Below are 21,341 nucleotides of genomic sequence, written 5' to 3' on the forward strand. Positions count from 1 at the left end.
CTTCTCGACCACCACCGAGCCAATTAAGGTTAGGCTAAGCTAAATGGAAGAGGATTCGGGACCGGTCGTCGTCATCAAGTTCGGCGGCAGCGCCATGGTCGACGCACAGCTGCAACATGCCTTCGCCGAGGACGTCGTGGCGCTGCGCCGGGCGGGCCTGCGCCCGGTCGTCGTGCACGGCGGCGGACCGCAGATCAGTGCGATGCTGGACCGGCTCGGGCTGGAGAGCCGCTTCGAGGCGGGCCTGCGGGTGACCACCGCGGAGACCATGGAGGTCGTCCGCATGGTGCTGTCGGGCCGGGTCCAGCGCGAACTGGTGGGCCACATCAACACCCACGGCCCGTACGCCGTCGGCCTGACCGGCGAGGACGCGCACACGATGACGGCCGTACGGCGGGCCGCCCGGGTGAACGGTGTCGCGGTGGACATCGGCCAGGTCGGGGACGTCACCGCGGTCAACCCCGGCATGGTGCAGGCTCTTCTGGCGCAGGGTCATGTACCGGTGGTCTCCCCCGTGGCCCGGGGCGAGGACGGGCAGGTCTACAACGTCAACGCGGATCTCGCCGCCTCCGCCCTGGCCGTGGCGCTCGGCGCGGAACGGCTGGTGGTCCTCACGGACGTGGCGGGGCTGTACGCGGACTGGCCGAACAGCACCGAGGTGATCGGACGCCTGACGGCGGACGCGCTGGACGGGCTGCTGCCGGGCCTGGCGAGCGGGATGCTGCCGAAGATGGAGGGCTGCCTGCGGGCCGTACGGGGCGGGGTGGGCCGGGCGGACGTGCTGGACGGCCGGGTGCCGCACGCGGTGCTGCGGGGCGTCCTCGACGGGAACGTCACCGGGACCACGGTGGTGCCCGACCCGGACCACGTGGCGAGCCCGGTCTGACGTGCGGGGCGCCAGGCCGGGCTCACGGACGGCCCGGCGCCCGGTTCAGAGGGTGCGGGTGAGGATCAGCGCGTCGCGCCGGGGGTCCAGGGATTCGGCCCAGGTGCGCGGCGCCTGACGTGCCGTCGCGGGGGCGAAGCCGTACCGGCGGAACAGCCGGCCGTCCCCGGTGGTCGCGGTGAAGAGGGCGCCGAGCGACTGGGTGCGCGCCAGCGCCAGCGCGGTCCGCAGGAGTGCGGCCCCGGTCCCGCGCCCCTGCCGGTGCCCGGCGACGCAGAAGTTGTAGAGGACGCCCAAGGCCGCCCCGGGCGCCCCCTCCCCCGCGTACACCCGCAGGCCCACACAGCCCTCCAGGCCGTCGGCGCCGGGTGCCACGAGGAACTCCGCGGCGCGGGCCGCGTAGAGGGAGGCGGGCCGTTTGCGCAGGGCGCCCGCGCGGGCGAACGGCCGGGACAGCTCCGTGAGCGCGGCGGCGTCGCCGGACCCGGCGGTCCGGACGCGCGGCGCCCTCCGGTGCGACGGGGAGGGCAGGGGTACGGGGCGCGCGGCCGTGGTCAAGACGGTCCTTCCTCGGTGCCACAGGGCAGGAGCGCTCCGGCGGGCCGTCCCGCCGGAGCACGTCGTCCCACAGGTCAGGCGTCCATCGACGCGGCGAGCGAACGGGGCCGCAGATCGGTCCAGTTGGCCTCGACGTACTCCAGGCACGCCTCGCGCGTGTTCTCCTCGGAGGCGACCGTCCAGCCGCCGGGTACCTCGGCGAAGGACGGCCACAGGGAGTGCTGGCCCTCGTCGTTGACCAGGACCAGGAAACGGCCTTCGGGGTCGTCGAACGGATTGGTGCTCATACGGGCGGTGCCTCCTCGGGCCGACGGGCCGGAGACGGCCGCGTCGGTGGTGTGCGTCGGTTTCGGGTGGGCTCGTGCCGGCGACGGCGGGCCCGGTCCTGCTGCTTCTCTCCGGCGGCCGGACAGGCCCTGGGGCCTGTATTGAGTTGCGTCGCGACGCCGCGCCACAACTCAATACAGGCCCTAGCGGATGCCGCCGGTGCCGTCGGCCACCGGACGGGCCTCGTCCGGCGCGGACTTGGCGCTCCGGTCCAGCAGCGAGTCCAGGATCTCACCGACCCTGACCGCCGTGTTGGAGAGCAGCGCGGAGGTGATGCCGTGGGTGTGCTCGGTGCCGCCCTGGAGGTAGATCCCGCAGTTCAGCCCGGTGCCGGTAGCAATGCGGTAGTCCCGCTCGACGCGGACCCGGCCCTCCTCGTCGCGGAGGCAGTGCGCGCCGACCTCGCCCAGCAGGCCGAGGGGGTCGGCAGGGCTGTAGCCGGTGGCGAACACCACGACGTCGGCGTCCAGGAAGGTCTCCTCGCCGGTGACGAGGGACTTCACGGTGGCGCGGACCTTGTCCGGGGTCTCCTTGACCTCGGTGAGCCGCGACACGTTGAGGAAGCGCAGCCGCTCGGTGCCGAGCACCTTCTCCTGGTACATCTGCCGGTACAGGTCGTCGATCAGGTCGATGTCGACGACGGAGTAGTTGGTGTTGCCGTGGTAGTCCATCAGCCGGCGCTTGACGTTCTCGGGCGCCGCGTAGAACTCGTCGACCGCGTCCGGGTCGAAGATCTTGTTGGCGAAGCTGCTGTCGTCGGCCGGGCTGTAGCCGTAGCGGGAGAACACCGCGCATATCTCGGCGCCGGGGAAGCGGCGGTGCAGGTACGCGACGTTCTCGGCGGCGCTCTGACCGGCACCCACCACGACGAAGCGGGACGGCGAGGTGCCGTCCAGCTCCTCGATGCGGGTGAGCAGTTCGGAGTTGTGCCAGACGCGGTCGCCGCGCTCGACGCCCTCCGGCACGAGGGGGCGCAGCCCGGTGCCCATGACGAGGTTGCGGGCGCGGTGGACCTTGAGCCCCTCCCCCGACCGGACCGTGACGTCCAGGAACTCGACGACACCGTCCTCGACGACCTGCGTGACGCCGACGACCTCGTGGTCGTAGGACACCATGTCGTCGACCTGGGAGGCGGCCCACTCGAAGTAGTCGTGGAACTCGACCCGGAGCGGGAAGAGGTTCTTGTGGTTGATGAAGTCGATCAGCCGCCCCTTGCTCTTCAGGTAGCAGAGGAAGCTGAACTCACTGGCCGGATTGCGCAGTGTCACCAGGTCCTTGAGGAACGAGACCTGCATGGTGGCGTCGTCGATGAGCATGCCCCGGTGCCAGCCGAAGGCCGGTTGCTGCTCGAAGAACTGGGCGGTCACCGCTTCCCGCGTTCCGGAGCGCGCGTTGTGCTCGCTGATCGCGATCGCCATGGCCACATTGGACGGCCCGAAGCCGATACCAATGAGATCGTGGACCGGTGCTGCGTCGCCAGGACGAGCCTGTGACATGTCACTCCCATCGTGCGGGGAAGCCGCCTGTCGGATGTGGGGAACGGGCGTGGAACGGGCACGCCGAAACCGCGGCCTGCTGAACTTAGGTGAGCCTAAGCTAATTCGTCAACGCTTGTCGACAGGCGTAATTCGGACACGGTCGGAGCATGACCGACTCAACTGGGGCACTCGGCGCGTCCGTTGCAAGATAAGGTAAGCCTTGCTTTATTTACCTGGCTCTGTCTCTACGTCGAGGAGGAACCCTATGCGGGTCGTCATGTTCGGTTACCAGACCTGGGGGCACCGCACCCTGCAAGCCCTCCTGGACTCCGAGCACGACGTGGTGCTGGTCGTCACCCACCCCAGAAGTGAGCACGCGTACGAGAAGATCTGGAGCGACTCCGTCGCCGATCTCGCCGAGGAGCACGGCGTCCCGGTCCTGATCCGCAACCGCCCGGACGACGACGAGCTCTACGAGCACCTCAAGGCGGCCGAGCCCGACGTCATCGTGGCCAACAACTGGCGTACGTGGATACCGCCGCGGATCTTCGCGCTCCCCAGCCGGGGCACCCTGAACGTGCACGACTCGCTGCTGCCGAAGTACGCGGGCTTCTCGCCGCTGATCTGGGCGCTCATCAACGGCGAGAGCGAGGTCGGCGTCACGGCGCACATGATGAACGACGAGCTCGACGCCGGCGACATCGTCCGGCAGGAGTCCGTCCCGGTCGGCCCGAAGGACACCGCCACCGACCTCTTCCACAAGACCGTCGATCTCATCGCCCCCGTCACCACCAAGGCGCTGGCCCTGATCGCGGACGGGCAGACGGAATTCACCCCGCAGGACCGCTCGCAGGCCACCTTCTTCCACAAGCGGTCCGAGGAGGACATCCGGATCGACTGGAACTGGCCGGCCGAGGACCTGGAGCGCCTGGTGCGCGCCCAGTCGGCCCCGTACCCCAGCGCCTTCACCTTCCACCGCGGCAAGCGGATCGAGGTCGTGACCGGCGTGGTGTCGGAGGGCCGGTACGGCGGTACGCCCGGCCGGATCTTCTACCGCGAGGGCGAGGGCGTGGTGATCGTCGCGGGCGCCGACGCCCGTACCGGCCGCAACCACGGCCTGGCCATCACCCGGGTCCGCACCGAGGACGGCCGCGAGCTGCCCGCGACGGAGTTCTTCACCTCCATGGGCGGGTACCTCACCAGCCGCCCCTGACCGGCGGGACATGGGTGTGCCCCCGGTCTCGGCCGGGGGCACACCCATGTCCCGCCGGTCACCCCTTCCGCGGCTGGGTACGGGGCAGCCGCGTCGCGGCGGCCGCGGCGAACAGGCAGAAGCCGAGCACCCACCAGAAGGTGTCACCGAAGGCCGCGGAGATGTCCGTGCCCCGGACCGCGAGCCGGTTCTGCAGGATCACCGCCAGGGCCGCCGTGCCGAGCGAACCGCCCACGGTGTTCAGCAGGTTGAGCGCCCCGGCCGCCCGGGGCAGCTGTTCCGGCTCGATCCGGCTGTAGACGATGTTCATCACGGGCGCACCGACCATCGACATCCCGAAGCCCCGCACCACCAGCGCCGCGACGATCGCCGCGTCCGGCACCCCGTGCCCGAGCCGGATGAACGGGGCCGTCCCGGCGAGGATCAGCACGATGCCGGTCACGACCAGGGTCCTCGGCGCGACCTTGCTGATGGTCCGGTTGACCAGCACCGAGCCGGCCGCCGCGCCCAGCCCCTGGGGGGCGAGCAGTAGTCCCGCCTCCCAGGCCGACATCCCCCGCCCCGACTGGAAGTACAGCGGCAGCAGGAACATCGTGCCGAACACCGAGGCCCCGAGCACCACCAGCGCGAGGGCGGCGGCGCCGAAGGGCGGCCGGGCGAACAGCCGGGGGTCGACGAGCGGGGTGGTCCGGGTCCGCAGCCCGTGCACGGTGAACCCGGTGAGCATCACGACCCCGGCCACCACGCCGATCGTGGCCGGAAGCGCTCGGTCGTGGGCGACCTCGGTCAGCCCGTACACCAGCACCGCGAGGCCCGGTGAGAGCAGCAGCGCTCCGCGCAGGTCGAACGCCGTCCGCCGCGATGCCGGGGGCACCACCGGCACGTGACGGCGGGCCAGCAGCATCGCCGCGACGCCGATCGGCAGGTTGATCAGGAACAGCCACGGCCAGGGCGCCACGGCGAGCACCGAGCCCCCGGCGAGCGGTCCGAACACCGGCGAGAGCAACGGGACGACGGCGACGACGCTGATCACCTTGCCGGTGCGCCCGGGGCCCGCGACCCGGGCGAGCAGCGCCTGTCCGGTCGCGGGCAGCAGTCCGCCGCCGATGCCCTGGATCACGCGGAACACGATGAGGCTGGTCGCGGACCAGGCCGACGCGCACAGCACCGAGCCGAGCAGGAACAGGCCCACGGCCGCGATCCAGGTCCGCCGGCCGCCGAACCGGCCGGCCAGCCAGCCGGACGCGGGGACGGCGGCGACGATCGCCAGCAGATAGGCGGTGGAGACCCACTGGATCTCGGCGACGGAGGCATCGAACTCCTCGGTGAGGCGGTCGAGTCCGACGCTGACGATGGTGGCGTCGAGCGAGGCCATGAACGTGCCGAGGACCAGGATGAACGCGATCCGCAGCAGTTCTCCGTCCACGCGCTCGGCGGGCGGCGCGGCCCGACCGGTCATCGGTTCTCCAGCAGGCCGCGCACGTCCTCGTCGAGGTGCTGTTCCATGTTCCGCAGCAGGTCGCCCAGTTGGCCGGCGAGCCCGTCGACGTCGGTGCCGGCCCGGTGGGCGAGCACCCCGGTCCAGCCGTCGCCGTCCGGCATGACGGTCAGCGTGGCGGGGTGGTGGGCCGACTCCCGGAAACGCGTGCCCAGCACCGTGAGTCCGGGGGCCGGTTCGCGCAGGCGGTCCGGGTCGACCGGGTAGTTCTCGAACACCACCATGCTGTCGAAGAGCCTGCGCCGCCCGGTGAGCCGTTCCAGGTCGGGCAGGGCCACGTGGTGGTGTTCGATCAGGTCGCGCTGGCGGGACTGGAGGCCGGAGAGCGCGGCGGCCAGGGTGCCGGTGAGCCGGGCCCGTACCGGCACGGTGTTGGCCAGCAGGCCGATGATCTCCTCCACGCCCTCCAGCTCCGGAGGGCGGCTGGAGACCATGGCGCCGAAGCAGACGTCGCGGTGACCGGACCGCCGGGCCAGCAGCACCGACCAAGCGCCCTGCACCAGGGTGTTGGGGGTCAGCCCGCGCCGGGCGGCGAGCCGGGTGAGCCCGTCCACGAGCTCCGCGTCGAACGTGATGACCTCGGCATCCTGCCAGGCCGGGCCGCTCTCGCCGCCACCCAGGTAGTCACCTTCGGGCAGTCCGTCGAGTTCGGCCGCCCAGGCGTCGAGGTCGGGTTCGTGCTCCGCGCACCAGGCGAGGTAGTCCGCGAACGGGACGGGGTCCGGCAGTCCGTGCGCGCGGTCCTCGGTGCGCGCGCTGTACAGGGCGAAGAGCTCACCGAGGATGCGCGGCGCGGACCAGCCGTCGGAGAGCACGTGGTGGCTGGTCAGGACGAGGTCGGCGCGCTCGGGGCCCAGCCGGACGACGGTGATCCGGTAGAGGGGCCCGCGGGCGAGGTCGAACGGTTCGGCGAGGTCGGCGGCCAGCACCTCGTCGGCGGGCGCGTCGGTGACGCGGAACTCCGGCCGGGGCGACTCGGGGATGACCCCCAGGGAGGCGGGGAACACCGCGCCCATGTGGGGATGCCGGGCCAGCAGGTCGTCGCCCGCGCCCCGCAGCGCCTCGGTGTCGAGCGGGCCCGCGAGCGAGAACACCGACTGCACGGTGTACGGGTCGGGGCGCTCGGTCCGCGAGTGCCGCAGCATCACCTCCTGCAAGGGGCTGAGCGGCTGTACGGCGGCGACCCGCCGGTCCCCGAGCGCGCTGATCTCGGGCGCGGCTGCGACCCGCAGCAGCGCCGTCCTCAGGTGCTCCGCCAGCTCCTCGATCTCCGCACCGGTGAACAGCGCGCCCGGCCAGGTGATCCGTACTCCGAGCTCGTCGTCGCGCACCAGTGCGTTGACCATGAGGCTGTACGGGAGGGGCATCGGGCCGGAGCCGTCGGAGCCGAGCGGGTCGGCGTCCGGGGCCGGCTGCCACGGCGTCTCCGTCTCCGGGGCGCCGGGGTACTGGCCGAGGTAGTTCCAGGCGATCTCCGGGCGGACCGGGTCGAGCAGGCCGGCCGTGGTGAGGATGCCGTGGCCGAGGCCGTCGCCCTGGGCGCGCAGCCGCTCGCGGACCGCCCGCACGTCGTCGGTGGCGTCGAGCCGGACGGGGTGGACGGCGGTGAACCAGCCGACGGTCTGCGAGAGGTCGACCTCGCGGGGGCGGCCGTGGCTCTCCAGGGCGACCAGCAGTTCGGGGACGCCGCGCCAGTCCCGTACCGCACGGGCGAGCGCCGTCAGGAGCACCGCGTCGGGGGTGGTGCGGTGGGCGGCGGGCAGGGTGGTGATCAGGGCGCGCGTTGCGGCCGCGTCGAGCCGGATCTCGTGGTGCGCGGCGGTGCCCACGGTGTCCCGGGTGGGGTCGAGCGGCCGGGCGAGGGGCTCGGTCGCCGTCATCCGCCGCCAGTGCGGGAGTTCGGGGCGCCGGTCGGCCTCGCGCAGGGTGCGGGCCCAGCCGAGGAAGGACTGCCCGTGCCGGGTCAGCTCTCCCCCGTCGTGGGCGTGCCGGAGGTCGTCGAGGAGGATGCGCCAGGACACCCCGTCGGCCACCAGGTGGTGGGCGATCAGGACGAGCCGGCCGGGGCGGTCGGGGCCCGCGTCCACCCAGACCGCGCGCAGCATCGGTCCGGTGCGCGGGTCCATGGCCTCCCGTGCGGCGGCGGTCGCGGTGTCGGCAGCGGCGCGCGGGTCACCGCCGGCCTCGACGCGGATCAGGACGTCGGCGCCGGTCACCTCGCCGGCCGGCGGGATGTGCAGTACCTCGTCCCGGTCGCCGAGGCGGGCGCGCAGCGCGTCGTGCCGGGCCAGGAGCGCGTCGAGCACGGCTGTCCAGCCCGCCTCGTCGCCGCCGGCCGGGACGCAGACCTCCACCCACTGGCAGAAGCCGTCGGCGGCCTTCCCGGCGCGGTGCAGCAGGTCGCGCATGACCGGGGTCAGCGGGGCGTCGCCGACGGCCGGGGCGGCCTCGCCGTCCAGGGCGCGGGCCCGGGCGGCGATGCCCGCGACGGTCTCGCCGTCGAACACGTCCTTCGGGCTGAGCCCGAGGCCCTGGCGGCGGACCCGGGAGACCAGTTGGAGGGAGACGATGCTGTCGCCGCCGATGTCGAAGAAGTTGTCGTCGGGGCCGATGTCGTCGCGGCCGAGTACGTCCCGGAACACGGCGAGCAGCAGCGCCTCCGCCTCGGTGGCGGGTTCGCGGCGGGCGGCGGCGACGGTGGCCGGGGCGGGCAGTGCCGAGGCGTCGAGCTTGCCGCTGGGGCTCAGTGGGAGGCGGTCGAGCGGGACGAGCGCGGTCGGCACCATGTGGTCGGGCAGCCGCTCGGCGAGGTACGCGCGCACCTCGGCGGTGTCCAGGTCGGCGTCGTCGGTCGGGATGACGTAGCCGACGAGCCGGCCCTCGCGCATCACGACGGCGCCGGCGCGGACGTCGGGGTGGCCGGTGAGGGCGGTCTCGATCTCGCCCAGCTCGACGCGGAAGCCGCGCACCTTGATCTGGTGGTCGGCGCGGCCGAGGAAGACCAGCTGCCCGTCGTGCCGCCAGCGGACCAGGTCGCCCGTGCGGTACATGCGGGTGCCGGGCGGCCCGTACGGGTCGGCGACGAACGCGCCGGAGGTCAGGCCGGGGCGGCCGAGGTAGCCGCGGGCCACGCTCGGGCCGCCGAGGTAGAGCTCGCCGGTGACGCCGGCGCCGACGGGCTGGAGTCCGCCGTCGAGCACGTAGGCGCGGACGTTGGGGTCGGGGCGGCCGATCGGCAGCGGTCCGGCGTCGTCCGGGTCGTAGTGCCAGGTGGTGGAGTTGATGGTGACCTCGGTGGGCCCGTAGGCGTTGAACAGCGCCCTGCGGCCCCGGCCCCAGCGGTGGGCGAGCTCCGGATCGAGCCGTTCGGCGCCGACGACGAAGAACACGTCGGGGTCGACGGTCCGGTCGTCGGGCATCGCGGCCAGGAACGACGGGAGCAGGTTCACGCCGGTGACGCGGTGTTCCACGATGTAGTCGAGGAGTTCGTCGCCGGGTACGCGCACCTCCTCGGGCGCGATGACCGACGTACCACCGGACAGCAGCGGCACCATGGTCTGCCAGAACGCGACGTCGAAGCTGGTCGAGGCGAAGTGCAGGTAGCGGTCGTGCTCGCTGACGCCGACGACCTCCTCCTGGAGGGCCATCAGGTCGGGCACGCCCCGGTGGGTGACGCCGACACCCTTGGGGCGGCCGGTGGTGCCCGAGGTGTAGATGACGTACGCGAGCGCGTCGTCGGTGAGCCGGGCGCGGGCCTCGGCCGGGTCGGTGTCCGGTACGGAGGCGAGGGTGGCCGGGTCGTCGAGGCGCAGCACGGGGATGTCGCGGTCGACGGGCAGTTCGGCGCCGGTCGTCACGACGGCCGCCGGCGAGATGTCGTCGAACATGTACGCGAGCCGTTCGCGCGGGTAGGCCGCGTCCATCGGTACGTACACCGCGCCCGCCTTGGCGACGCCGAACAGGGCGACGGTCATCTCGACGTCCCGGCCGATGAGGACCGCGACGGGGTCCTGGGGCCGGACACCGCGCGCGATGAGCGCGTGGGCGAGCCGGTTGGCCTGCCGGTCGAGTTCGTCGTACGACAGGCTGCGGTCGCGGCAGACCAGCGCCTCGCCGCCGGGCTTGCGCCGCACCCAGGCGGCGAACTCCTCCAGCCAGTGGCCGCGTTCCTTGGCGGCGACGATCTCGGTGCCGGTACACAGCATGCGGGCGCGCTCACCGGCGTCGAGGGCGGGCAGCGCGACGGCGGGCCGGGCCGGGTCCTCGGTGATCTCGTGCAGGAGGTGGTGCAGCCAGCGGCCGTAGTCGCGCACGGTGTCCGCGTCGAAGGCGCGCGGCTGGTAGCCGAGGCCGATGGTGATCTCGTCGCCTGGGATCACGATGACGGTGAGGGCGTAGTGGGTGGCGTCGGTGATGTCGACGCCGGTGAGGTCGAGCCCGGGGGCGAGCGGGGTGCGGGTGCGGCTGGAGAGCGGGAAGTTCTCCATGACGAGCATGGTGTCGAAGAGTTCACCGATGCCCACGGCCCGCTGGATGCCGGGCAGCCCGACGTGGTGGTGCTCGGCGAGGGCGACGCTCTCGTCGTGCACCTGGGCCATGAGATCGCTCACCGTGCGGTCCCCGGTGTAGCGGACGCGCACCGGGACCGTGGTGCCGAGCTGGCCGATCATCGACTCGACGCCGTCGACCTCGGCGGGCCGGCCGGAGACCGGGCAGCCGAAGACGACATCGCGGCGGCCGGTGAGTCTGCCGAGCAGCAGGCCCCACGCGGTCTGGAGCACCGTGGTCAGGGTGATGCCCTGCTCGCGGGCGAAGGCGCGCAGCCGGTCGCTGAACTCGCGGCTCAGCGCGACGGTCTCCCGGCCGGGCCGTTCGACGGCGGTGCCGGTGCCGGCGGGGGCCAGCCGGGTCGCGTCGTCGACGCCCGCGAGCGCCTCGCGCCATGCGGTGAGCGACGCCTCCTCGTCCCGGCCGGCCAGCCAGCGGAAGTACTCCGACAGCGGCGGCGAGACCGGTGCGGCGGGGCCGCCGCCGAGTTCGGCGTAGATCGCGAGCAGGGTACGGCCGACGATCGGCATGGACCAGCCGTCGAGCAGGGCGTGGTGGTTGGTGATGACGAGCTTGTGCTCGGCGGGCCCGACGCGGGAGAGCAGGAAGCGGATGAGCGGCGGCCGGGCCGGGTCGAAGGGGCGCTCCAGGTCGGCGCGGGCGGCCGCGGCGAAGTCGTCGTCCTGCCGCCAGTCCAGGGTGACGCCGGTGGGGATCACCTGCACCACGTCGTCCCCGACCGTGCCCAGGTGGACCCGGAGGGCGGGGTGGCGGCGGAGCAGTTCGCGGGCGGCGCGCTCCATGCGGGCGGGCTCCAGCTCGCCTGACAGGGTGGTCACGGCCTGGACGACGTAGACGTCGGCGTCGGCCTCGTCCCGGACCAGGGTGTGGAAGGAGAGACCGACCTGGAGCGGGGTGGCGGGCAGCACGTCGCTGATGCGGCCGGTGCGCTCCAGGGCGTCGATGGCGCCCTGGTCGGCGGCCACCAGCGGCAGGTCGGAGGGCGTGAGCCCGCCCGTGGTGTGCAGGGCGTGCGCGGCCAGCGCGTCGAGCACGGCGGCCCAGGAGTCCTGGAGGGCGGCCAGGGCGTCGGTGCCCAGGACCTGGCCCGCGGCGGTCCACTCGACGGCGAGCCGGGGTTCGTCGCCCTCGTGGACGAAGCAGTTGAGGGCCAGCACCTGTTCCAGTGCCTTGGCGCCGGGCTCGATGACCGAGAAGGCGTCGTGGTCGGGCAGCCGCCAGCCGTCGGCGGCCGGTGGGGCGAACCGGCCGAGATAGTTGAGCAGTACGTCCGGCGGCGGGACCGCCGAGAGTTCCGGGCTCGCCTCGGGGTCGAGGTGGCGCAGCACGCCGTAGCCGACACCGCTGTCGGGGACTGCGCGGCGGGCCTCCTTGGCGGCGCGCAGCGTCTCGCGCACGTCGTCGGACGCCGGCACGCGGACGGGGTACTCGCTGGTGAACCAGCCGACCGTGCGCGCCAGGTCGAGGTGTTCGCGGCCGTGGCCCTCCATGGTCACGGTGAGGGCGTCTCCGCGCAGACCCCAGCCGCGCAGGGCGAGGACGAGGGCGGCGAGCAGGACCTCGTCGACGCCGGCCCGGTAGGCGGCGGGCAGGGTGGTGAGCAGGGCCTCGGTGGCCTCGGGCGAGGCGGTCGTGACGGAGCGGTGGGCGGTCGCCACGGTGTCGCGTGCGGGGTCCAGCGGGCGGGCGCCGAGCCGGGGCGCGGAGCCGAGTGCCGTACGCCAGTGGGCGAGTTCGCCGCGCCGGGCGCCGGTCCTGCCCTGTTCGGCGAGGATCTGGGCGTGCCGCCGCCAGGACGTGCCGACGGGTTCGGGGGTTCCGCCGGCGCAGGCGGTGTGGAGGTCGGGGAGCAGGACGCGCCAGGACACGCCGTCCATGGCGAGGTGGTGCACGACGAGGACCAGCCGGTCCGGCGCGCCCTCCTCCGTACGGAGCAGCGCGGTGCGCACCAGGTCGCCGGTGCGCGGGTCGAGTTCACCGGCGAGCCGTTCGGCCAGGGCGGTGACCTCTTCGCCGGTGACCTCCTCCACGGCGGCCCGGACCGCGCCCCGGGGCAGGACCTCCGGTCCGTCGGCCACCCGCAGCCGCAGGGCGTCGTGGTGGTCGATGAGGGTCTGGACGCCCCTGGTCAGCGCGCCGGGGGTGAGTGCGTCGACGTGCAGGGCGGTCCACTGGGCGTATCCGGCGACCGTGTCGATGTCCGGGTGCGGGTCGAGCAGGGCGCGCACGATGGGCGGGGCCGGCACGGGGCCGACCGGCTCGTCCGCCGGGCCGGCCGCTTCCGCCGGCAGCTCGGCGGAGGCGGCGAGCGCGGCGAAGGTACGGCGGGCCAGCAGGTCCTTCGGACGCAGCCCGAGGCCGAGGGCGCGCAGCCTGCTGCTGACGGTGATGGCGGTGATGCTGTCGCCGCCGAGGGCGAAGAAGTCGTCGTCCACACTCACCCGTTCGACGTCGAGCGCGTCGGCGAGGACGGCGCACAGCAGCCGTTCGCGTTCGGTGCTCGGCTCCCGGCCGCCGCCGGGCAGGGCGGGCGCGGGCAGGGCGGCGCGGTCGAGCTTGCCGTTGGGGGTGACGGGCAGGCCGCTCAGCACCACGACGGCGGCGGGCACCATGTGCTCGGGCAGCCGCTCGGCGAGCAGGTCACGTGCCTCGTCGCCGGTGAGGGAGGCGGACACGACGTAGCCGACGAGCCGGGAGGAGAGGACCCGCGCGGCGGCGGCGGTGACGCCGGGGAGTGCGGCGAGCGCCTCCTCGACCTCGCCGGTCTCCACCCGGTGGCCGCGGATCTTGACCTGTCCGTCGCCTCGGCCGCCGTACTCCAGGCCGCGGCCTGGCACCCAGCGGGCCAGGTCGCCGGTGCGGTACATCCGCTCGCCGGGCGCGCCGAACGGGTCGGCGACGAAGCGTTCGGCGGTGGCCCCGGGCCGGCCGAGGTAGCCGCGGGCCAGGTGGGGGCCTGCCAGGTACAGTTCGCCGGTCGTGCCGGGCGGGACGGGCTGGAGGGCGTTGTCCAGGACATGGACCCGGGTGCCGGCGAGGGGGTGCCCGATGGCCGGTTCGCCGTCGTCGATGCGCGCGGTGGTGGCGTCCACGGTGGCTTCGGTGGGCCCGTACATGTTGCGGGCGGCTACGCCCGACGCGGCGACCCGGCGCCACAGGGCGGGCGGGGTGGCCTCGCCGCCCAGGAGGAGGAGTGCCGGGGGCAGTTCGAGCAGGCCGGCGTCGATGAGCGGGGTGGCCATCGAGGGGGTGGTGTCGATGACGTCGATGCCGTCGCGGGCGTACGCGGCGAGCAGGGCGTCGGCGTCGCGGGCGGTCTCGGCGTCGTACACGTGGAGTTCGTGCCCGCACAGCAGCCAGACGAGGTGTTCGAAGGCGGAGTCGAAGGCGAAGGAGTAGGTGTGCGCGGCGCGCAGCCGGCGGCCGGCGGCCCGTTCGGCCTCCGCGACGACCGTGGACCGCTGGTGGTGCAGCAGTGAGGCGAGGCCGCCGGTGCGGGCGAGCACGCCCTTGGGCCGGCCCGTCGATCCCGAGGTGTGGATGACGTAGGCGAGGTGTCCGGGGTCGCGGGGCCGGGAGAGTTCGGCGGTGGTCAGGGGTGCGCCGGAGAGTCCCGCGGCCTCGTCGGCGAGGGCCTTCCACGGCAGTCCGTCGACCGTGCCGTCGGTGAGGACGAGGACGGGGCGTGTGTCGTCGATGAGTTCGCGCAGCCGCTCGGGCGGGTGTGCGGCGTCGAGCGGCTGGAACGCGGCGCCCGCGTCCAGCACCGCGAGCAGGGCGACGACGAAGTCGGCCGAGCGCGGCAGGGCGAGCGCCACGACGTCCTCGGCGCCGACGCCGCGGGCGCGCAGGGCGCGGGCCACCCGGTGCACCCGGTCCGCGAGTTCGGCGGCGGTCAGCCGTTCGTCGCCGCAGACGAGGGCGGTGTGACCGGGTCCGGCCGCGACCATCGCGTCGAACGCGGCGGGCACGTCGAGGGGGGTGCCGGGCAGGGCTGCCGGGCTCCACTGGGCGAGCAGTCCGTCGACGTCGCCGGCGAGGGCGATCCGGCCGACGGGCAGGCCTTCCAGCAGTCCGGACAGCAGGGCGCGCAGCCCGCTCATCAGGTGGTCGACGGCGGCCCGGTCCTTGTTGCGGGCGTCGACCTCGAAGCCGAGGAGGAGCCCGCCGTCGCGGGTCGGAAGGACGCTGAGGCCCATGTCCTCGGGCGGTCCGCCGGCGACGTTGCGCATGGTGCCGGCCGCCCCGGCGAAGTCGAGCGTCAGGTCGAACGCCTTGAGGTTGATCCCGCGTCCGTGCAGCAGCGCCCCCGCGCCGGGCACGCCGAGGTCGCGGGGCAGGTCCTCGCCCCGGTAGCGCTGGTGGTCACGCATCTCTCGCATGGCGGTGGCGACCCGGCGGCTCAGGTCGCCGAGCCGGTCGTCGCCGCGCACGGTCACGCGCATGGGCAGCACGTTGACCGCCATGGAGGGGGTGCGCAGGGCGGCCGAGCCGGTCCGGCACATCAGCGGCAGCGCGAAGACCACGTCGGTGCGGCCCAGCATGCGGTGCAGGAAGGCCGCGTAGCAGGCGATGAGTGCCTGGCCCCAGGCCACGCCCTCGGCGTCGGCGAAGGCGCGCAGGGCGGCGGTCTCCCCGGGGCCCAGTTCGGCCCGCGCGGTGATCGTGCGGGCGGGCGCGCCGGCGGTGTCCGGGCCCCCCTGCCCCTCGACGTCGGGCAGCGGGGTGAAGCGTTCCACCCAGTACGCGCGGTCCTCGGCGGCCTGTTCGCTCTCGCGGTAGGCGGTGTCCTCGGCGACGAGCGTCGCGAACGCGCCGAACGTCGAGCGGGGCGGCTCGGTGCCGCGCACCAGGGCGGTGTAGTGGGCGGCGGTGCGCCGGGCGAGCAGGGCGGCGGTGTAGCCGTCGAAGACGAGGTGGTGGCCGAGCTGGGTGTACCAGACCTCGCGGTCGGAGAGCTTGATGACGGTACGCGAGCAGAGCGGGCGGTCCGTCATGCCCCGGCAGTCCTCGGCGAGGCGTGCGCGTTCGGCGTCGACGAGCGCCCGGGCCGCCGCGGCGGGGTCGGCCTCGGCGCTGACGTCGACGAGCGGCGGCAGGGCGACGGGGTGGGCGCCGACCGCCTGGCGTGGCCCCTCGGGCGTCTCGTACACCCTGAGCCGCAGGCTCTCGGCCTCCTCGGTGGTGGCCCGGACCGCTTGGGCGAGCGCGTTCGTGTCGACCGGTTCGCCGCCGGATATCTCGACCACGTCGCCGACGACGTAGTACGGCGAGTCGGGTTCGATGCGCTGGGCGTTCCAGATGCCGAGTTGGGCGCCGGTCAGGGGGAGGAGGCCGTCCGGGGACACGCTCGCGGTGGGCAACTTACTCTCCTTGCAGTGTGGGTACGACCATCGGAGTGCCGGTCACGGGGTCCGGGACGACGACGCTGGGAAGGTCGAACACGTCCTTGATCAGCGTGGCGTCCACGATGTCCCCGGGGTCGCCCTCGGCGACCACGGCGCCGGCCTTCATGGCCACCAGGTGGTCGGCGAAGCGGCATGCCTGGTTGATGTCGTGCAGGACCGCGACGACGGTGCGGCCCTCGTTGCGCAGCTTGGCGAGCAGGCCGAGCAGTTGGTACTGGTGGGTGATGTCGAGGAACGAGGTGGGTTCGTCGAGCAGCAGGTAGGGCGTCTGCTGGGCGAGGACCATCGCCATCCAGACCCGCTGGCGCTGTCCGCCGGACAGTTCCTGTACGGGCCTGTCGACGAGGTCGGAGACGCCGGCGGCGGCCATCGCCCCGTCGACGGCCTTCTGGTCATCGGGCGACCACAGGGCCAGCATCGACTGGTGCGGGAAACGTCCCCGGGCGACCAGCTGGCGGACCTTGATGTCGTCGGGGGCCATCGGGTCCTGCGGCAGGAAGCCGAGCTGCTTGGCCAGCGCCTTGGTGCCGAAGGCACCGACCGCGCGACCGTCGAACTCGACGTGTCCGGAGTGCGGCTTGAGCAGCCGTACCAGCGCGCTCAACAGCGTTGACTTGCCGCAGGCGTTGGGGCCGACGATGGCGGTGAACGCGCCGTCGGGTATGTCGAGGGTGAGCCGTGTGGACACGACCCGGTCTCCGTAGCGCAGGGTGATGTCCCGCGCCGTCAGGCGTGCGGTCACGCGCGCCTCACCTCCTTGGTCAGCAGCCAGATCAGGTAGCAACCGCCGATCGCGGTGCTCACGACGCCCACGGGCAGGGCGACGGGTGCCAGCAGCATCTGGGCCAGCAGGTCGGCGCCCTGGAGGAGCACCGCCCCGGTCAGTGCGGCAGGGAGCAGGGGCACTCCGGCGGCACCCGCGAGCCGGCGGCCGATCTGCGGGGCGGCCAGCGCGATGAACGCGATGGGTCCGGCCACGGCGGTCACCGTGGCGGTGCAGCCGACGCCGACCAGGACCATCAGCAGCCGCAGCCGGTCGAGTCCGACGCCGGTCGTGACGGCGATCGGGTCGCCGAGCGATGCCTGGTGCATGGCGTGCGCCCTCGTGGTCATGAGGGCCAGCAGGACGGCGATCACGGTGAACGGGATGCCGAGGTCGTCCCAGCCCACGCCGTTGAGCGAGCCCGCGCTCCAGCCGACGGCGGCGATCGCCACCTCCAGGTCGGCGCGGAGCACGATCCACGAGTTGATCGCGGTCACCATCGCGTTGATGGCGATACCGATGACGACCAGCCGGAGGCCGGAGAAGCCGGTTTCGAGCGACAGCAGGTAGATGGCGGCCGCGACGACGAGTCCGCCGATCACGGAGCCGACGGCGAGCTGTGCGGAGGTGCCCGACAGTACGGTGAGGGCGACCAGGGCGCCGGTGTAGGCGCCGGCGTCAAGACCGATGACGTCGGGGCTGCCCATGGGGTTGCGGGTGAGGTTCTGGAAGATGGCGCCGGCGACGCCGAGCGCGGCGCCGAAGACCAGCCCGGCCAGCACCCGCGGCAGCCGCCAGTCCCGGATCACCACGGAGTGCTCGGAGCCGGTGAGGACGGCGAACACCTTGCCGGGCGGCGCCCATGACGCCCCGTAGCACAGCCCGAGCAGGCCGAGCCCCAGCATCAGGGCGACCAGGACGGCGACGAGCACCGCCGTGCGGCGTTCGAAGTGGAATTTCAGCACGTTCACAGGGACCCCGCCCCGTAGCGGCGGACCGCCCAGATCAGCATGGGGCCGCCGAGGAAGGCGGTCACGACGGCCACCGGTACCTCGCCGGTGGGCAGCAGGACCCGCGCGGCCATGTCGGCGGCGAGGAGCAGGACGGGGCCGAGGATCATGGTGTAGGCGATCAGCCAGGGCACCGATCCGGAGGCCGGCTTGCGCACCAGGTGCGGCACGATCAGCCCGACGAACAGGATGGGTCCCGCCACGGCCGTCGCCGCGCCGCTGAGCACGGTGATGAGGACGAGGGTCATGAGGCGGACCCGGCCCACGTTGGCCCCCAGGGTGTGCGCCACGTTCTCGCCGAGTGTCAGGGCGTTGAGCGCCCTGCTCAGCAGCAGCGCACCGGCCAGGGACACGGCGATGGCGGTCAACGGCCAGGACAGGGAAGCCTGTTCGCGCCCCGCCAGCGTCCCCACCGACCAGAACCGGTAGAGGTCGAAGGTGTCGGGGAGCATGAGGCGCAGCCCGAGGGCGACGCCGTTCAGCACTGCGGTCACCGCCACACCGGTGAGCACCAGGCGCAGGGGTGATGTGCGGCCGACCGCGGCGACCAGGAGCGCCGCGGCCACGGATCCGATGACGGCGAAGCCGAGTTCGCCGGCCTGACCGCCGGCCAGGCCCGCCGCCGACCCGAGGGTGACGGCGAACCCGGCGCCTGCGGTGACCCCGAGGATGCCGGGCTCGGCCAGCGGGTTGCGGGCGAGCGTCTGGATGAGCGCGCCCGCGACGGCGAGCGCGGCACCGACGGCGACGGCGAGCAGCGCACGCGGTGCCCGCACGTCCCGTACGACGACGTGGTCGTCCGTGCCCTGGTAGTCGAAGAGTGCGCGCACGACTTCGCCGGGGGCGACGTGGCGGGCCCCGACGCCCATGCTGAGTACGGCGAGAGCTGCCAGCAGTACCAGTCCGCCGACGAGCAGGGCGGCCTGCGGGACGGCCCGCCGGTTTCCCGCCGTCTCGGACGCGCGGCCCGCGACGGTCACCGCTTCAGCAGCGGAGCGAGCGACTCGTCGATCGCGTCCAGGGTCATCAGGGCCTCGCCGTAGGTGGCGGCCTCGGTGTAGCGGTACGGGAAGGCCTTGCCGGCCTTGACGGCGGGCAGGTTCTTCCAGAGCTTGGAGTCCAGGACGTACTTGACGGAGGGCGGGACACTGCCGTCGGCGTTGACCGAGTACGTCAGGGCGTCGGCCTCGCGGAAGGCGGCGGGCAGCTCCTCGATGGAGGGGTACTCGCTGACGGCCGCGGACCCCGGACCGGCCTTCTTGACCTTGCCGTAGTAGGTGGCGCCCAGGTCCTCGGCGATGTTGGTGCCCCAGGAGCCGTTGAACTCGCGCTGGAAGGTGCCCTTGGCGGCGTCACCGTACGCGCCGACGTGGCCGAGCTTCAGCTTCGGCAGGACGTCCTTGTACTTGGCGGCCAGCTCGGCGGCCTTGGTGTCGTACGTCTTCTTCTGTGCGTCGAACTGCTTGACCGCACCGGCCGCGTCGGCCTGCTTGCGGGAGAGGTCGCGCCAGGCGGACGGCAGGCTCGGGCCGATCGCGACGACGGGGGCGATCGACTTCAGCCGCTTCATGTCGATGTCGCCGAGCACGGGCGCCGGCACACCGATGACGATCAGGTCGGGCTCGGCCTCGGCGATGGCCTCGTAGTTGGTCTCGGCCGCCTGCTCGCCGGCGACCTTCTTGAGCTTCTCGTAGGTGGCGAGGTCCTCCTTGGTCATCATCGGCTCGCCACGCTTCCACGACGAGATGCCGACCAGCGGTGCGTCCGCCTCGATCAGCGCGGGCACGGCGTAGCCGGTGGCCACCACACGCTTCGGGTTCGCCGGGATCGTGATCTTGCCGTTGTCCGCGGTGAACACCCGGGTCCTGCTCTTCTCGGAGGCGGAGTCCGACCCGCCGTCCGATGATGACCCGCATCCGGTCAGCGCGAGGGCCAGCGCGAGGGCGCCGACCAGACCGGACGATCTGCGTATGGACATTTCCGAACTCCTTGCTACTTAGGTAAGGCTCACCTTAGTTGATGGTCTTTCGGCAGGACAACCCGAGGGGGGTTCAACCCCCCGGTGCCGCCGGTGGATCAGTGGTCGTGGCTGTGGTCGTGGTCGCCGTGGTCGTGCCCCGGCTCCTGCTCGTGGTCCTCGTCGAAGTCCGCGACACCGCGCTTCCAGTAGCCCGTGATGTCGTAGTCGGCCTTCTCCAGGCGCAGTTCGTCCCGGACCCAGCGGCGCAGCGGCTTGATCTGCCCGGCCTCGCCGGCGACCCACACGTACGCCCGCTCCCCCTCGGGGACGGTGACCGAGGTCACGGCCCGGACGAGCGCGTCACCCGATCCGGCGGGGGCGCCGCCGCGGTGCAGCCAGCGGACCTCGAAGCCCTCGGGCGCGGCCAGCTCGATCTCCTCGTCGGCGTCCGCGACTTCGACGAACGCCCAGCCCCTGGCGGACCTGGGCAGTTCCTCCAGCCACCGCGCGACGGCGGGCAGGGCGGTGAGGTCGCCGACCAGCAGATAGCGGTCGTAGGTGTGCGGGACGATCAGCCCGCCGGGCGGGCCGGCGACGTGGACGGTGTCGCCGGGCTGCGCCTTGCCGGCCCAGTCCGAGGCGAGTCCGCCCTCGTGCACGGCGATGTCGATGTCGAGCTCACCGGTGAGGGAGTCGTAACGGCGCACGGTGTACTCGCGCGAGGTGGGCAGCGGCCTCGGCCAGCGCAGCATCGTCCCGTTGCGCTCGGGCAGCCGCAGGGTGCCGTCCGCCTCCCGGAAGAGCAGTTTCACGTGCTCGTCGGGCGCGTGCGCCTCGAAACCCTCGGTGCCGGGGCCACCGAGGGTCACCCGCAGCAGACCCGCGCCGACGTTGACCGTACGTACGACCTCGGCCTCCCGGATGCCGATCGGGTAGCCGACCTTCTCGGCGTGCCGGCCGGCGCGCACCTCGGCGATCCTGTCCAGGTGGCGGTCGCGGTGGTCGGTGCGGCTCATGCGGCCTCACCCGCCAGCAGGGTCTGCCAGTGGCCGAGTTCGGGCAGCTCGAACAGGTCGGGGAACTCCAGCGAGGTCGCCCCGGCCGTCCGCCAGCGCTCGACCAGGACCATGATCCGCATCGAGTCGAGACCGAGGTCGACCAGATTCTCGTCGGGGGCGATCTCGCCGGGCTCACAGCCCAGCAGTTCGGCGATGTCGGCCCTGACACGGTCGGGCGACAAGGTCTGACTCATCGGAGTTCTCCTTCGGGGGTGGGCGCCGACAGCGGGCCGGAGCGGGAGTTGCGGTGCGTACGGGGCAGGGCGCGGGGCGTGCACGTGAACAGCAGTCCGGTAAAGGGCTGTTCATGAAAGAGGAAGGGGGAGGCGACGGCTCGGCCGGCCATGACGGCGCGCGGCGGGGCATCACGGACACGGCCTAGCGCCTTGCGCGCGACACCCCTCGCCAGGGAACGCACAGTACGGAGCCTCCGGCACCGAGCGGGCCGGTGTCTCCCACATTCCACGCCCCCATACAGTCCCCCTCAGGCCCAGGCAAGGCTAACCTAACATCGAGAGACGCGACACAGGCATCCCTTCGTCCAATCAGGCCGCCCATACGCGCAGTTCAAATACGGGCCACACGATGCGCCACCCCCTGACCCTCCTGCGCG

13 protein-coding genes are annotated in these 21,341 nt (G+C 73.1%); 2 read left to right on the plus strand and 11 right to left on the minus strand.

Annotated features, from left to right (window positions below; genetic code table 11):
* The first annotated feature begins 43 nt into the window (after positions 1–43).
* Positions 44–886, plus strand: a complete 843-nt coding sequence (argB, locus tag OG242_RS01970) for an acetylglutamate kinase (protein ID WP_405896473.1) — start codon at positions 44–46, stop codon at positions 884–886.
* A 45-nt stretch (positions 887–931) separates the two neighbouring features.
* Here argB and OG242_RS01975 read toward each other — a convergent pair whose 3' ends face one another.
* The 3 genes from OG242_RS01975 to OG242_RS01985 form a co-directional block, all read right to left on the minus strand.
* A complete protein-coding gene (locus tag OG242_RS01975) occupies positions 932–1,444 on the minus strand; it encodes a GNAT family N-acetyltransferase (RefSeq protein ID WP_405896474.1) in 513 nt (170 codons plus the stop codon).
* Positions 1,445–1,518: 74 nt separating this feature from the next.
* A complete protein-coding gene (locus OG242_RS01980) occupies positions 1,519–1,731 on the minus strand; it encodes an MbtH family protein (protein ID WP_405896475.1) in 213 nt (70 codons plus the stop codon).
* Positions 1,732–1,914: 183 nt separating this feature from the next.
* Positions 1,915–3,267, minus strand: a complete 1,353-nt coding sequence (locus OG242_RS01985) for a lysine N(6)-hydroxylase/L-ornithine N(5)-oxygenase family protein (RefSeq protein WP_405896476.1) — start codon at positions 3,265–3,267, stop codon at positions 1,915–1,917.
* Positions 3,268–3,514: 247 nt separating this feature from the next.
* On the opposite strand from OG242_RS01985, the gene OG242_RS01990 reads away from it, so the two are divergent.
* Complete coding sequence (locus tag OG242_RS01990; protein ID WP_405896477.1) at positions 3,515–4,462, plus strand: methionyl-tRNA formyltransferase; 948 nt, start codon at positions 3,515–3,517, stop codon at positions 4,460–4,462.
* Between the two features lie 58 nt (positions 4,463–4,520).
* Here the strand turns inward: OG242_RS01990 and OG242_RS01995 are convergent, their stop codons facing one another.
* From OG242_RS01995 to OG242_RS02030, 8 genes are all read right to left on the minus strand, one after another.
* Positions 4,521–5,921 (minus strand): MDR family MFS transporter, encoded by a 1,401-nt coding sequence (locus tag OG242_RS01995; RefSeq protein ID WP_405896478.1) that lies wholly within the window; start codon positions 5,919–5,921, stop codon positions 4,521–4,523.
* A complete protein-coding gene (locus OG242_RS02000; RefSeq protein ID WP_405896479.1) occupies positions 5,918–15,892 on the minus strand; it encodes an amino acid adenylation domain-containing protein in 9,975 nt (3,324 codons plus the stop codon). The genes OG242_RS01995 and OG242_RS02000 overlap by 4 nt, the downstream gene beginning before the upstream one ends.
* Before the next feature lies 1 nt (position 15,893).
* On the minus strand, positions 15,894–16,679 hold the full coding sequence (locus OG242_RS02005) for an ABC transporter ATP-binding protein (protein ID WP_405896480.1): 786 nt from the start codon (positions 16,677–16,679) through the stop codon (positions 15,894–15,896).
* The gene (locus OG242_RS02010) at positions 16,676–17,671 is read right to left on the minus strand and encodes a FecCD family ABC transporter permease (protein WP_405896481.1); all 996 of its coding nucleotides are present in this window, start codon (positions 17,669–17,671) and stop codon (positions 16,676–16,678) included. The genes OG242_RS02005 and OG242_RS02010 overlap by 4 nt, the downstream gene beginning before the upstream one ends.
* On the minus strand, positions 17,668–18,690 hold the full coding sequence (locus tag OG242_RS02015; protein WP_405896482.1) for a FecCD family ABC transporter permease: 1,023 nt from the start codon (positions 18,688–18,690) through the stop codon (positions 17,668–17,670). Before OG242_RS02015 ends, OG242_RS02010 begins: the two co-directional genes overlap by 4 nt.
* Complete coding sequence (locus OG242_RS02020) at positions 18,687–19,688, minus strand: ABC transporter substrate-binding protein (RefSeq protein WP_405896483.1); 1,002 nt, start codon at positions 19,686–19,688, stop codon at positions 18,687–18,689. The genes OG242_RS02015 and OG242_RS02020 overlap by 4 nt, the downstream gene beginning before the upstream one ends.
* Positions 19,689–19,786: 98 nt before the next feature.
* On the minus strand, positions 19,787–20,686 hold the full coding sequence (locus OG242_RS02025) for a siderophore-interacting protein (RefSeq protein ID WP_405896484.1): 900 nt from the start codon (positions 20,684–20,686) through the stop codon (positions 19,787–19,789).
* Complete coding sequence (locus tag OG242_RS02030; protein ID WP_405896485.1) at positions 20,683–20,922, minus strand: phosphopantetheine-binding protein; 240 nt, start codon at positions 20,920–20,922, stop codon at positions 20,683–20,685. Before OG242_RS02030 ends, OG242_RS02025 begins: the two co-directional genes overlap by 4 nt.
* Between the last annotated feature and the right edge of the window lie 419 nt (positions 20,923–21,341).

It is taken from the genome of Streptomyces sp. NBC_00727, assembly GCF_045161745.1.
Taxonomy (GTDB): Bacteria; Actinomycetota; Actinomycetes; order Streptomycetales; family Streptomycetaceae; genus Streptomyces.

Bases quoted from the DNA above. Each gene is read 5' to 3' on its own strand.
- argB (WP_405896473.1), top strand. From the start codon at position 44: ATGGAAGAGGATTCGGGACCGGTCGTCGTCATCAAGTTCGGCGGCAGC.
- OG242_RS01980 (WP_405896475.1), bottom strand. From the start codon at position 1,731: ATGAGCACCAATCCGTTCGACGACCCCGAAGGCCGTTTCCTGGTCCTG.
- OG242_RS01985 (WP_405896476.1), bottom strand. From the start codon at position 3,267: ATGTCACAGGCTCGTCCTGGCGACGCAGCACCGGTCCACGATCTCATT.
- OG242_RS01990 (WP_405896477.1), top strand. From the start codon at position 3,515: ATGCGGGTCGTCATGTTCGGTTACCAGACCTGGGGGCACCGCACCCTG.
- OG242_RS01995 (WP_405896478.1), bottom strand. From the start codon at position 5,921: ATGACCGGTCGGGCCGCGCCGCCCGCCGAGCGCGTGGACGGAGAACTG.
- OG242_RS02020 (WP_405896483.1), bottom strand. From the start codon at position 19,688: ATGTCCATACGCAGATCGTCCGGTCTGGTCGGCGCCCTCGCGCTGGCC.
- OG242_RS02025 (WP_405896484.1), bottom strand. From the start codon at position 20,686: ATGAGCCGCACCGACCACCGCGACCGCCACCTGGACAGGATCGCCGAG.
- OG242_RS02030 (WP_405896485.1), bottom strand. From the start codon at position 20,922: ATGAGTCAGACCTTGTCGCCCGACCGTGTCAGGGCCGACATCGCCGAA.